The organism is Gordonia rubripertincta (assembly GCF_038024875.1).
GTDB lineage: Bacteria > Actinomycetota > Actinomycetes > Mycobacteriales > Mycobacteriaceae > Gordonia > Gordonia rubripertincta.
On sequence record NZ_CP136136.1, the window covers coordinates 3,957,785 to 3,970,362 of the forward strand.

Here is a 12,578-nt window from a genome sequence, read left to right on the forward strand (position 1 = left end):
ATCGCGTCTGTCGGCCGCTATCGCTGTCCGTGCCAGACGGCGTCGAACGGGGCGGTCGAGCTGATGCGTCCGACGATCCCGCGGTGGGTGAACTCTTTGGCCGCGCGCACCGCGTCGAGGACGTCGGCACCCTTGGTCAGTTCGGCGGTGGTCGCGGCGGCGAACACGCAACCCGCACCGGAGACGCGCTCGTCCCCCACCTTGGGCGCGCGCAGGATGGTGAGGTCGGTGCCGTCGAAGACGACGTCGACGGCTTCGTCGCCGGCGAGTCCGACGCCGCCCTTGACGATGACGTACTTCGGCCCGAGATCGGCGATACGACGAGCCGCCTCGGCAAGATCGTCGATGTTGGTCAGCTCGCCCATGCCGGCGAGCGTCGCGGCCTCGAACAGGTTGGGCGTCACCACGGTGGCCAGCGGGAGGATCTCCGCGCGCAGAGCATTGTCGGTGTCGAGGGCTGCGCCGGGTTCCTGACCCTTGCAGATCAAGACCGGGTCGACGACCACGTGTCGCCAGGTTCGTGATGCCAGCGCCTCGGCGACCGTCGAGATGGTCGCGGGCGTTCCGAGCATGCCGATCTTGACGACCTCGGGCTCGTGCGCGACGGTGGCGGCCTCGATCTGGTCGGCGATGACGCCGGCGTCCACCGGTACGAAGCGATGGCCCCAGCCTGCCTTCGGATCGAAGGACACGATGCAGGTGATGGTCCCGACGCCGTACGTGCCGAGCTGAGCGAAAGTGCGCAGGTCGGCCTGGATTCCCGCGCCACCGGTCGCCTCGGAGCCGGCGATCACATACGACACCACTGACATTGCTCGATCCTTTCGGGTTCGCAGATGAACCGGTCCTTTTGTACACCCCCGGCACTACTCCATTTGAATTGGAGTCGGTCGTCGCGGCCACCTGACCGCAACGTCTGCGCAGAGTACAGCCGGGGCCCGCGGCGCTCTTCGGCGTTCGCGGGTTCGCTGACCCTCAGTGAGGCCCAGGCCGTCGTCGCCGACATGCGACTTTCCCGGAACCGCTGACAAACGGGCCGATGCCATCACTAATGGACACATGTCCAACGGGGGTCTGCAAAGCAAGAAGCAGTTCAGCGGCGATCGCATGCGACGAGGCCGACGACGCTGAGGAGCGGTTGTACTGGCGTTGGCGGTGGCGGCCACCGTCTCGCTGGTCGGTGTCGGGTCGGCCGCGGCGGACCCCTACGCCGCCTTCTACAACCCGCCATCGAGCTTCGACCCGCGGCCTGGGTCGCTGATCAAGTCGGCACCGTCCTATGCCGCGGTCATCCCGTTCACCGGCGCGAACATCGACGCCCGCACCACGACGGTCATGTATGCGAGCACCGGCGCCAGGAACCGCCCGACGGCCGTGACCGGCAGCGTCCTCGTCCCCCGCACTCCGTGGACCGGACGTGGTGAGCGTCCGGTCGTGGTGGTCGGCTCTGGAACCATCGGTGCCGGCGACCAATGCGCTCCGTCGCGTCTGCTGCGGTACGGCCAGGCGTACGAGGAGCTCGCGATCGGAGCGTTGCTCGCCAACGGCTATGCGGTGGCGCTGACCGATTACGAAGGACTCGGTACGCCCGGCGATCACCCCTACCTGAACCGCAGGTCCCTCGGGACGTCGATGCTCGACATGGCTCGTGTGGCGCGGAATCCGAAGTTCGGTGTGAGCGCGAAAGCCCCGGTCGCGCTGTGGGGCTACTCCGAAGGCGGGTTCGCAGCCGGCTCCGCCGCCGAACTGGCCGGCACATACGCGCCCGAGCTCCCGATCTTCGCCGCTTTCGCGGGCGCCCCCGCACCAGATCTCGCGGATCTTGCGCGACTCGGGGACGGAAGCCTGCTCGGAGGTGGCGTCGGCTGGGTCGTCAACGGCTTCATCGCCGCGTATCCACAGCATCGCGAGAAGTTCCTCGCCGTGTTCAACCCGCTCGGTCGGAGCGTCTTGCGAGATGTCAACTAGTACTGCGTCTTCGACGTGATGAGGATGCTTCCGTTCGTACCGACGACCTTCTACACCAAGGGCGGCCGGCCGATCGCGGCGCATCTGCGCAAGGACCCCTGGCTGACGGCGGTGAACGACCAGCGACTGGGCGGAGTCGCCCCGCGGATGCCGGTCTTGGTGAGCCAGAACCGTGGCGACGACGTGGTCGATCCGCGCGGTACGGATCGCATGGTTCGGTCCTGGCGCGCCAAGGGCGCCGATGTCACCGTCGAGACGATGCATCTGCCTGTCATCCTGCCGGGTACGTTCCTCGGCCACGGCATCGGCCTGACCTCTGAACTCCAGGCGCTGAGGTGGTTGAACGGCAAGGCCGGAACCTTGCCGAAGAACTGAGACAGGGTGTGATGTCCTAGGTGTCCGGGCATATCGCCGACCTCCGCGTGGTGAGCAACCTCCTCGCCTCCTGACGCGGGTGGCGCCGTCGGTCGGAATCGCTGAGCAGCACATGCTGCGGTCCTCGAGTGTCTATAGTCGGCGAGGAGCAGGTCGTCCTCACTTTAAAGGGTCACTGCGCCAACGTGAATCGTCTTGCTCCCCCACCCCGTGGGTCATCCATCGAGACGTCGCGCAGCGCGACCGGAACGGAGAGTCGTGAACACCCAGGAGATCGCGGACCGGTTCGAGATAGCCGACACGCTCCACCGGTACGCCCGTGCGGTCGACACCAAGGACTGGGATCTCTGGCGCTCGGTGTTCACCGCGGACGCCGTCGTCGACTACACCTCTGCCCCGGCCGGACGAGCCGGGAGTCGGGACGAGATTGCCGCGTGGCTCGAGGAGAACTTCGCGTTCGTCACCGTCAGCCAGCACTTCATCACCAACATCGAGTACTCCTTCGACGGTGACCGTGCGCAGGTCCGGGCGATGTTCTACAACCCCATGCAGTTCGTGGGGATGACCGAGATCAGTACCTGCGGCGGCAACTATCACCATTCGATGGTCCGCACCGAGACGGGGTGGCGGAGCGAACGCCTGCACGAAGAAAGCCTCTGGTTCGTGAACTCGCCCCTCGAGCAGGGAAACACCTGAACGACGCCGGCGCGTTATCAACCCGTGGCCGCAGGGAACGATCCGGCACCGACTCCCAGCGGCCGGGCCGCGGCAGACGTTTCCGCTCCTAGCCTGAGGGGTACCGCCCGAAGGTACAGAGGAGTCATGTGAACGAAGCGCGAACCTGTCTGGTCACCGGAGCCACCGGTTATGTGGGAGGCCGTCTGGCACCCCGGCTACTCGAACGCGGGCACCGTGTCCGTGCCCTGGCGCGGACACCGTCGAAGCTGTCCGACGCGCCTTGGACAGCCAACCCGCGTGCCGAGGTGGCCAAAGGTGATCTCTCGGACCGCGATTCGCTGATCTCCGCCTTCCGCGGTGTCGACGTCGTCTACCACCTCGTGCATTCGATGAGCAACGACGCCGACTTCGCGGCCGAGGAGCGACGCTCTGCGGAGAACGTGGTGGCGGCTGCGCAGGCATGCGGCGTATCCCGGATCGTCTATCTGGGCGGGCTCCATCCCGAGGGCACCGAGCTCTCCGAACACCTGGCGTCGCGAGCCGAGGTCGGCGACATCCTCATCGACTCGTCGATCGAAACGGTCGCACTGCAGGCCGGGACGCTCATCGGATCCGGATCGGCATCGTTCGAACTCATCCGCCACCTCACCGAGCGGCTCCCCGCGATGACGACCCCACGCTGGGTGAGCAACAAGATCCAGCCCATCGCCGCCGCCGACGCCCTGTACTACCTCGTCGAGGCAGCGACCGCCGAGGTCCCTGGGTCACGGACCTGGGACATCGGCGGTCCGGACGTCCTCGAGTACGGCGACATGATGCGGGTCTACGCGCAGGTCGCCGGTCTGCGTCCGCGCACCATGGTCGTCCTTCCGTTCCTCACTCCGTCGGTGGCAAGCCGGTGGGTCCGCCTGGTGACCCCGATCCGGGGCAAGATCGCGCGACCGCTGATCGAGTCGCTGGAGTGCGACGCTGTCTGCCGGAACCGCGACATCGACTCGATCATCCCCCGCCCGCCGGGCGGCCTGACCCCGTACAGCCGGGCGGTCGCCGAGACGCTGAGCCGTGCCGAACGCGGCTCGGAACCCGCGACGTGGGCAAACGCGAGCGCTGACACCCCCGCGGCCGAACCCATCCCGACCGACCCGGACTGGGCCGGTGAGGAGATGTTCGAGACGACGACCACGACCGTCGAGGACGGCACGCCCGACACGGTCTGGGAGTCCCTCGAGCGACGAGGACGCGTGATCGCGGAGAAGCAATCGGAGTTCCTTCGTGTCCAGGTGTGCGCGGACTCGCGCGGTAACGGGTTCGTCGAGTATGCACTCCGTGACCTCGGTGGCGATCCTGCACGCACCGAGGTCACCACGACGCGCCGCTTCTTCCCGCGCGGGATCGTCGGACTCGCGTACTGGCGGCTCGGGTGGCCGCTACGCACGCTCGGTGTACCGGCCGCCGATCCGTTTCACTAGAGCCACAGATCGAAGACAGTGTGGCACGGACCGGCTTAAGGCTGATCGGTCGCCGGCCGGGATACAGTCAGCACACCCGCCGCCCGGGCGGTGCCGGAACGAGACCGGCTGGACGACGAGCAGAAGGTGAGCGGGTGTCGCTGTCGGAACGGATCGACGACTTCCAACGACGACACCCGGCGACTGGTTTCCCGCTCGCGGTGATCTACAAGTTCGTCGACGACCAGGGCGCCTATCTGGCCGCCCTGTGCACCTACTACGCATTCATCTCGCTGTTCCCGTTGCTGCTGTTGTTCTCGACGATCCTGGGGATCGTGCTCGCCGACAATCCGGCGCTCCAGGAGCGCATCCTCGACTCGGCCATGAGTCAGATCCCGGTGATCGGGAGCCAGCTCGGTGAGCCCGAGAAACTCAGTGGCGGCATCCCGGCACTCGTCATCAGCGTGCTCGTCTCGCTGTACGGCGGTCTGGGCGTTGCCGTCGCGGCTCAGAATGCGATGAACACCATCTGGGCCGTCCCCCGCAACGAACGACCGGATCCGATCTTCGTTCGCCTCCGGGGTTTGGTGCTGTTGTCGACGGTCGGTCTCGCCGTCATCGGACTGACCGTGGTCAACGGCATCGCCGCGAGCTTCGAGCTCGGCGTTGTCGGACGGTGGTTCGCGATTCTCGGCTCGGTGGTGCTGAGCACGTGTGTGTTCATCGTGGCGTTCCGATTCGGCACGGCACGTGACCTGTCCGTGCGCGACGTACTCCCCGGCGCGCTCGCGGCGGGGGCATGCTGGCAGGTCATCCAGACCTTCGGCGCGGTGTACGTCGAGCGAGTCATCGCCAACGCGAGTTCGACGAACGGTGTCTTCGCGATCGTTCTCGGCTTGCTGGCGTTCCTCTATGTGACCACGATCGTGTTGGTGTTCTGCCTCGAGGCAAACGCCGTGCGCGTGGACCACCTGTATCCGCGGTCGCTGCTGACGCCGTTCACCGACAATGTCATCCTCACCGAGGGGGACGAAGCCGCCTATGCGGCGCAGGTGCGGGCGCAGCGGAACAAGGGTTTCCAGGAGATCGACGTGACCTTCGACAACCCCCGTGAAGACCGGGCGAAGGGCGAGAGCACCGACGGCCAGCGCGGTGACGAACCGCGCTGACCACTCAGCGCATCGAGCCGGTGTCCAGGAACCGCTGGTGGAAGCTGAACGCCTCGCCGAGGATGTGCGGGGTCTGGCCGGCCGAGGGCATCGCGTCGGCGCGGGTGAAGTAGTCGTTCAGCAGCGGCCGGAATTCCGGGTGCGCACACTTCTCGATGATCTCCCGTGCACGGCGCCGGGGTGACATGCCACGCAGGTCCGCGAGGCCCTGCTCGGTGACGATCACCTGGCAGTCGTGTTCGGTGTGGTCGACGTGGGGCGTCATCGGGACGATCGACGAGATCGCACCGCCCTTCGCGGTGGACGGGCTCATGAACAGCGACACGTAGCCGTTGCGCGCGAAGTCGCCCGAACCGCCGATGCCGTTCATGATCTTGGTGCCCATCACGTGTGTGGAGTTCACGTTTCCGTAGATGTCGGCCTCGAGCATGCCGTTCATCGCGATCACACCGAGACGCCGGACGACCTCGGGATGGTTGCTGATCTCCTGCGGACGGAGGGTGATGTGGTTCCGGTAGAAGTCGACGTTGGCCGTCAGCTCCTCGATGCCGGACTCGCTGAGCGCCAGGGCGGTCGACGACGCGTGTGCCACGGTCCCGTCCTTGATCAGCCGCAACATGCTGTCCTGGATGACCTCCGAGTAGCAGGTCAGGCCCTTGTAGGGGCCGCGGTCCAGACCGCCGAGAACGGCATTGGCGACGTTGCCGATGCCCGCCTGCAGCGGCAGCAGCGTGTCGGCGGGCAGCCGTCCGTTACGAACCTCATAGTCGAAGAACTCGAGGACGTGACCGGCGATGGCCTCGCTGATCGCGTCGGGCGGCGTCACCGGGCTGGCGCTGTCGCGGCAGTTGGTCTCCACCACGGCGACGACCTTGGCCGGATCGACCCGGAACGTCGGCTGCCCGATCCGGTCCTGTACGCGGGTCAGCGGGATCGGCTTGCGATCCGGCGGCAGCGCGGTGCCGTAGTACACGTCGTGCATGCCTTCGACGGCCTCGGGGATCCACGAGTTGACCTCGAGGATCACCTTCTTGGCCACATCGAGCCAGGTCTTGTTGTTGCCGATGGACGCGGCCGGAATCAGCTCCCCCGATTCGGTGATCCCGGAAACCTCGACGACGGCGACGTCGACCTGACCGTAGTAGCCCACCCCAGACCTGCTGCGCCACGTGGGACAGGTGGATGTCCACATAGTCCATCCGGCCGTCGTTGATGCGCTTCCGGGCGGTGCTCTCCGACTGGTAGGGCATACGCAGCGCGATGCCGTCCACCTCGGTGAGGAGCCGCTCGGTCTCGGTCGAGACCGACGCGCCCGTCAGCAGGTTGATCGTGAAATTCGAGCCGGTCGCCCGGGCCTCTTTGATCTTCTCGGCGAGCGCCGGGACGATCACCTTCGGTGTTCCGGCACTGGCAAAACCACTGATCGCCACGGTGTCGTCGGGCTGGATGTACTTCACGGCGTCGTCGGCCGACATCACCTTCGATGCGAACGCGGTGTTGCGAATACGTCCCGATGGCACGGAACTACCTACTGTGGGGGTCACGCTCCTCAGAATAAACAGGCGCGCAAATGAGCAAAATCACGGATTACCGAGACATGTCGATTCGGGCATGGTATAGAGCGCCCGTGAGCTGGTCGACCGACCGACTCGAGGCTCTCAGTGGGTCGCGCTGACCTCCGCGACGATGGCGATGAAGACGTACCACGCTCAGGCCTCGTCAATTGCGCGCGAATTTACTCTCGATACAGAACGGACCCGCAGCAGCGCTGCGGGTCCGCGACCGGTTGCGTATTCGGTCAGTTGGCGGAACCGACGGGGACTGCCGGACGGTCTCCGTCCACGGTGAGCCAGGGCAGCTTGGTGCCGAGGGCCGCATCGACGCTGAACCGGCCTGCGCCTACGACCGCGAGGAGGAGCGCGCCGGCCCCGAGGGTCAGGACGAACTCGTAGCCGCCGTCGGACGCCCAGAGACCGTTGTCGATGTGGGTGATGAACACCGCCCCCAGCATGTCGATGACGAAGAGGATCGCGACGACCGGGGTGAATGCGCCGACGATCAGTGCGATGCCGCCCAGGATCTCGAGCCAGGTGACCAGGAACGCCGAGACCGCAGGCAGCGGAACGTCCATCATCTCGAACCCGGCCTTGGGTCCGGCCCAGCCGTTCTGCTGGAACTTCTGCAGGCCGTGGGCCAGGAACACGACGCCGATCGCGATGCGTGCGAGGAGGATTCCCACGCTACGGACGATGGGATTGGACATGGAAACCGCCTTGAATTCGAGAGGGATGACTTGACGTGTCAATTGACGAACCTAAGTGACTTGAGTTGAAGGGTCAAGTGAAGCTTCAAGTGAATCGATCCGATAGACTGCCCGGGTGTCCGAAGAGCAAGAGCCCGAGTGGCTCGACGACGAGGAGATGGACGCCTGGATTCAGGTGGCCACGGCGCTCGCCCGGCTCCCCCATGCTCTCGATGCCCAGCTGCTCCGCGACGCGCAGCTCACCCACTTCGAATACGAGGTCCTCGCCGCGCTTTCCGAGGCGCCCGAACACACTTTGCGGATGAGTGAGCTCGCCGAGATGTCCTACGGCTCACTCTCGCGTCTGTCCCATGTGGTGAGCCGTCTGGAGAAGCGGGAATGGGTCCGCCGCTACCAGTGTCCGGAGGACGGGCGCTTCACCAATGCGGTGCTGACCGACGCGGGATGGAAAAAGGTGGTGGCCACGGCGCCCGGATATGTCGCCAATGTGCGCCGACTCGTCGTCGACCGTCTGACCCGCACCCCAACTACGTCAGCTGTCGGCGATCGGGCGGCGGATCAACACCGAACCCGAGTCGCGGTGAACGTCATTCACGACTCGGGTTCATCTGCTGCGTGCCGAGGACGTTGAGCAGTGCGATCTTGGCCGCGGCATCGGTTCGCGGCGCCGCGGTGAGGACGAGCAGGACCTGGGTCTCGTCTTCGGTGAACAGGGCCTGACAGTCGACCTCGATCGGTCCCAGCTCGGGATGGATCAGGGTCTTGTGGTCTTCGAACCGCCTGCTGACCAGGTGGGTGTCCCACAGGGTGGCGAATTCCTCACTCCGACGGCACAATTCACGCACCATCTCGCCGGCACGGGATCGTCCGCCCATGACGCCGTAGGCGGCTCGCAGTGACGCGACCTGGGCGCGGCTCTGGCGATCGTGATCATCTTCCGGGTAGCGGCGCCGCTCTTCGTCAGGGCGGGTGAACCAGCGGTAGATGGCGCTGCGCTCGAAGCCGGTCAGATTGCTCACGTCGCCGAACAGCGCTCGCGCGGAATCGTTCTGGACCAGCGTCTCCCCCAATGCGGACAGGATGAGTGCCGGGGTGCCGGTGAGCCGGTCGAGGACACGCAGCAGACCGGGAGCGATGTAGTCGGAGCCGACGACGCGATCGGGAGCACTGTGCCCGGCAACGCGATACAGGTAGTCGCGCTCGTCCGGGGTCAGCCGCAGGGCACGCGCCAACGCCGCGAGCATCTGGATACTCGGCTGCGGTCCCCGCTTCTGTTCGAGTCGGGTGTAGTAGTCGGTGGACATCGTCGCGAGCTGGGCCACCTCTTCGCGCCGCAGACCCGCGGTCCGACGCCGCGCACCGGTCACCAGACCCACATCCGACGGCTGGAGACTGTTCCGCCGGCTGACGAGGAAACCGGCGAGCGCATCACGATCCACTTGTGCAGTATTGCTCGACACCGCCACCTCAGCCAGGGATCGCCGATCCCCCGATGACCGCTCTCTGGATGTCCCGCGGACCCGGGCGAACACTGAATTCATGAACATCACCGGAAACACCATCTTCATCCCCGGCGCCACCAGCGGCATCGGCCTCGCATTGGCCCTCCGCTTCCAGCAGAGAGGCAACACCGTCATCGTCGGTGGTCGGCGTACCGAACTCCTCGAACAGATTCGCACCGAACACCCTGATATCGACACCGTCGCCATCGACACCACCGACCCCGACAGCATCGACGACGCAGCCGCATCCGTGATCGCCGACCATCCCGATCTGAACGTGCTCGTCACGATGGCAGGCATCATGCGCACCGAGGACTGGTCCTCCTCGGCCGGATTCCTTGCAACCGCCGAGGCGACCGTCACCACCAACCTGCTCGGACCGATCCGCTTGATCGGCGCGTTCATCGAGCACCTGCAGGCACGTCCGCACGCCACGATCATGACCGTCTCGTCGGGTCTGGCCTTCACCCCGCTGCGGGTGACGCCGACCTACAACGCCACCAAGGCGGCCATCCACATGCTCAGCGAGTCTCTCCGACTGCAGCTCGACGGAACCACGGTCGAGGTCGTCGAGCTCGTACCGCCCGCGGTCCGCACCGATCTGATGCCGGGACAGCGTGACAGCGAATTCGCCATGCCTCTCGATGATTTCGTGACCGAGGTGATCGAGCTGATCGACACACAGCCGGATGCCACCGAGATCCGGGTCGAACGGGTCGAGTTCCTTCGTCACGCCGAGTCACGTGGTGACTACGCCGACGTCGTCGCAACGCTGAACCGGCTCGACCCGCACTGACCTCGCAGGCCGTCACTCCGCGCGCGGCGTCGAATGCAACCTGTCGAGGAACGGGACCACGGCAGGATCGACCTCCCCGCGGCCCGTCGTGCCGAGTCTACGGACGAGCTGTCGCACAGCGGGTCCCGCGTCGAGTACGGGCTGCACCAGACCCAGCCGAGCACACCTATCGAGGATCGGAAGCAGCAGTTCCTCTGCCTCGGCGGTCGATCCGCTCGCCGCGACGCACTCGGTGAGTAACAATCGGGCGTTGAGTTCCGCTCGCGGCCGGGTGTTCGCGTCGATCGATTCGGTGAGGGCACGCGCCCGACGGCACGCGGCGCGGCGGGCGTCGTGGGTGCCGACGGCCAGCAGCGCGCGGATGGCGGCCTCTTCGGTCTTCTCGGCGGTGACCTGGACGATTCCGTTCGGGAGGTCGCGCGGCATCTCCGGCGGGAATGAGTTCGCGGACAGCGTCGCCACGCCGATTCCCGATCGCAGACGCTCGGCCGTGATGTGGGCGGCCATCCGCGGAAGATTCAGGGCCTGCGCCAGCCGTTCACCCTCGTCCAGTCGCTGCGAGGCCTGATCATCCTGTCCGAGAGCATGTTTCACGCGTGCACCGACGACATGGGTGGCTAGCATGATCTCGACTATGCCGCCCTCGGCGCCCAGGTTGTAGGTGTCGTCGAGCAGCCGTTGTGCAGCTTCCACATCGCCTCGTTCGTACAACAACTCACCGAGGAGCGCGCCACTGAGCCGGGATCCGTAGGACTCGTCCTCGTCGGAGCTGCGAGCGAGATTCATCGCGTGCCGGAACGAGGCCTCTGCGGCGTCGAAGTCCAGCTGTTCCCGAGCCGCCACGCCGCCGAGAATGTACCCGTAGATGACGCTGAACGGGCCTGTCGTCCGGCGGTGATGCGGACGGGCCCAGCGTTGCCACTCCCGCGCCTCCTCATACGCGAAACGTTGGATCTCGCAGAACGAAGCGAGGTCAAGCCCCGAGTAGTGGTGTAACTCGTTTCTGATCCTTCGGGGGTCAGGCGGGTAGTTGCATCAGTGGATCGGTGGTCGCCTCCGTCGGTGTTGGGGTGTCGGTGGTCAGGGTAAGTCGGCAGCGGCTGAGGACTTCGAGTCCGAGGTAGCGGCGGCCTTCGGCCCATTCGTCGGTCTGTTCGGCCAGGACGGCGCCGATGAGGCGGATGATGGCGTCGCGGTTGGGGAAGATGCCCACAACGTCGGTGCGGCGGCGGATCTCGCGGTTGAGCCGTTCGGTGGGGTTGTTAGACCAGATCTGGCGCCACACGTCGTCGGGGAACCCGGTGAAGGCGAGCAGGTCCTCGCGGGCGTCGCCGAGGTGGTCGGCGACCTCGGGCAATCGGCCGTCGGTGTATTCGAGGAGCCGGTCGAACTGCTCGTGCACCGCGGTGGCGGTGGGCTGGTCATACACGCTGTGCAGCATCGCTTTTACCGCCGGCCACATGGACTTGGGGCACACTGCCATGAGGTTGGCGGCGTAGTGGGTGCGGCAGCGCTGCCATACCGCGCCGGGCAGGTTCGCTGCGATCGCCTCGATGAGCCCGGCATGAGCATCGGAGGTCACCAAGCGCACCCCGCCCAGGCCGCGGGCCACCAGGTCGGCGAAGAAGGTGTTCCACGATGCCTTGGTCTCACTGGTGGCCACCTGCATGCCCAACACCTCGCGGTGGCCGTCGCCATTGACGCCGGTCGCCAGCAGCACGACGGCCTTGACGACCTGCTTGTTCTCACGAACTTTGATCGTCAACGCATCGGCGGTGACGAAGGTGAACGGTCCGGCTTCGTCGAGGCGGCGGTGCCGGAATGCGGCGACCTGCTCGTCGAGGTCTTCGGCCATGCGTGAGACCTGCGACTTCGACAGTGAGTCGATGCCGAGTGTCTTGACCAGTTTGTCCATCCGGCGGGTCGATACACCGGCCAGGTAGCAGTCGGCCACGACGGTGATCAGCGCTGACTCGGCCCGCTTGCGACGTTCGAGGAGCCACTCGGGAAAGTAGCTGCCCGAGCGTAGCTTCGGAATGGCGACGTCGACGGTGCCGACCCGGGTGTCGAGGGGGCGGTGACGGTAGCCGTTGCGGCGGTTGGTGCGTTCGGAAGATCGTGCGTTCCATTCGGCACCGCACACGGCGTCGGCATCCGCCGAGAGCAGGGCGTTGATCATAGTCTGTAGCAGTTCGCGCATCAGATCCGGCGACGCGTCTGCGAGGGCTTGGCCGAGTAGGCCGGCAGGGTCGACAATATGGGGTGCGGTCATCGCGATGACTCCTCGAGGATTCTGTGGAAGGTTGACTCGAAGGATCACGCGGTGGCCGCTTTGCATCGGTCAACAACACAGCGTCAGACACGATCTCGGCCACCGAG

General features: G+C 66.0%; 11 protein-coding genes and 2 pseudogenes. 7 read left to right on the top strand and 6 right to left on the bottom strand.

Features of this window, described 5'->3' with window-relative positions; translation table 11 throughout:
* Positions 1–17: 17 nt before the first annotated feature.
* A complete protein-coding gene (locus RVF83_RS17975; protein WP_005201032.1) occupies positions 18–812 on the bottom strand; it encodes a hydroxymethylpyrimidine/phosphomethylpyrimidine kinase in 795 nt (264 codons plus the stop codon).
* A 343-nt stretch (positions 813–1,155) separates the two neighbouring features.
* Between RVF83_RS17975 and RVF83_RS17980 the strand changes: the two genes are divergently transcribed.
* The 5 genes from RVF83_RS17980 to RVF83_RS18000 all read left to right on the top strand — a co-directional run bounded on the left by RVF83_RS17980 (position 1,156) and on the right by RVF83_RS18000 (position 5,638).
* A complete protein-coding gene (locus RVF83_RS17980; protein WP_336620335.1) occupies positions 1,156–1,968 on the top strand; it encodes a lipase family protein in 813 nt (270 codons plus the stop codon).
* A 24-nt stretch (positions 1,969–1,992) separates the two neighbouring features.
* The gene (locus RVF83_RS17985) at positions 1,993–2,343 is read left to right on the top strand and encodes a lipase family protein (RefSeq protein ID WP_005201030.1); all 351 of its coding nucleotides are present in this window, start codon (positions 1,993–1,995) and stop codon (positions 2,341–2,343) included.
* Positions 2,344–2,601: 258 nt separating this feature from the next.
* Positions 2,602–3,039, top strand: coding sequence for a nuclear transport factor 2 family protein (locus RVF83_RS17990; RefSeq protein WP_005201029.1), 438 nt, complete (start codon positions 2,602–2,604; stop codon positions 3,037–3,039).
* Positions 3,040–3,167: 128 nt separating this feature from the next.
* Positions 3,168–4,490: an NAD(P)H-binding protein gene (locus RVF83_RS17995; RefSeq protein ID WP_005201028.1), complete on the top strand. Its 1,323-nt coding sequence runs from the start codon at positions 3,168–3,170 to the stop codon at positions 4,488–4,490.
* A 134-nt stretch (positions 4,491–4,624) separates the two neighbouring features.
* Positions 4,625–5,638, top strand: a complete 1,014-nt coding sequence (locus RVF83_RS18000) for a YihY/virulence factor BrkB family protein (RefSeq protein ID WP_005201027.1) — start codon at positions 4,625–4,627, stop codon at positions 5,636–5,638.
* Positions 5,639–5,642: 4 nt separating this feature from the next.
* Here the strand turns inward: RVF83_RS18000 and RVF83_RS18005 are convergent.
* Both RVF83_RS18005 and RVF83_RS18010 read right to left on the bottom strand, forming a co-directional pair.
* Positions 5,643–7,158 (bottom strand): annotated as a pseudogene (locus RVF83_RS18005) (acetyl-CoA hydrolase/transferase family protein).
* Positions 7,159–7,436: 278 nt separating this feature from the next.
* Entirely contained in the window at positions 7,437–7,901 is a 465-nt protein-coding gene (locus RVF83_RS18010) for a DoxX family protein (RefSeq protein ID WP_005201025.1), read from the bottom strand.
* Between the two features lie 115 nt (positions 7,902–8,016).
* Between RVF83_RS18010 and RVF83_RS18015 the strand changes: the two are divergent.
* Positions 8,017–8,485 (top strand): annotated as a pseudogene (locus tag RVF83_RS18015) (MarR family winged helix-turn-helix transcriptional regulator).
* A gap of 3 nt (positions 8,486–8,488) precedes the next feature.
* Here the strand turns inward: RVF83_RS18015 and RVF83_RS18020 are convergent.
* A complete protein-coding gene (locus RVF83_RS18020) occupies positions 8,489–9,340 on the bottom strand; it encodes a helix-turn-helix transcriptional regulator (protein ID WP_005201023.1) in 852 nt (283 codons plus the stop codon).
* A 100-nt stretch (positions 9,341–9,440) separates the two neighbouring features.
* Here RVF83_RS18020 and RVF83_RS18025 point away from each other — a divergent pair, with 100 nt between their 5' ends.
* Positions 9,441–10,199 (top strand): SDR family oxidoreductase, encoded by a 759-nt coding sequence (locus RVF83_RS18025; protein WP_005201022.1) that lies wholly within the window; start codon positions 9,441–9,443, stop codon positions 10,197–10,199.
* A 12-nt stretch (positions 10,200–10,211) separates the two neighbouring features.
* Here RVF83_RS18025 and RVF83_RS18030 read toward each other — a convergent pair whose 3' ends face one another.
* Both RVF83_RS18030 and RVF83_RS18035 read right to left on the bottom strand, forming a co-directional pair.
* Positions 10,212–11,207 carry a serine/threonine protein kinase gene (locus RVF83_RS18030; RefSeq protein ID WP_341262035.1) on the bottom strand — a complete coding sequence of 332 codons (996 nt, stop codon included), beginning with the start codon at positions 11,205–11,207 and terminating at the stop codon, positions 10,212–10,214.
* 10 nt (positions 11,208–11,217) lie between these two features.
* Positions 11,218–12,471: an IS256 family transposase gene (locus tag RVF83_RS18035; protein ID WP_005199596.1), complete on the bottom strand. Its 1,254-nt coding sequence runs from the start codon at positions 12,469–12,471 to the stop codon at positions 11,218–11,220.
* Positions 12,472–12,578 lie beyond the last annotated feature (107 nt).

Coding starts and splice junctions, on each gene's coding strand:
- RVF83_RS17975 (WP_005201032.1), bottom strand. CDS start 812: ATGTCAGTGGTGTCGTATGTGATCGCCGGCTCCGAGGCGACCGGTGGC.
- RVF83_RS17985 (WP_005201030.1), top strand. CDS start 1,993: ATGCTTCCGTTCGTACCGACGACCTTCTACACCAAGGGCGGCCGGCCG.
- RVF83_RS18010 (WP_005201025.1), bottom strand. CDS start 7,901: ATGTCCAATCCCATCGTCCGTAGCGTGGGAATCCTCCTCGCACGCATC.
- RVF83_RS18025 (WP_005201022.1), top strand. CDS start 9,441: ATGAACATCACCGGAAACACCATCTTCATCCCCGGCGCCACCAGCGGC.
- RVF83_RS18035 (WP_005199596.1), bottom strand. CDS start 12,471: ATGACCGCACCCCATATTGTCGACCCTGCCGGCCTACTCGGCCAAGCC.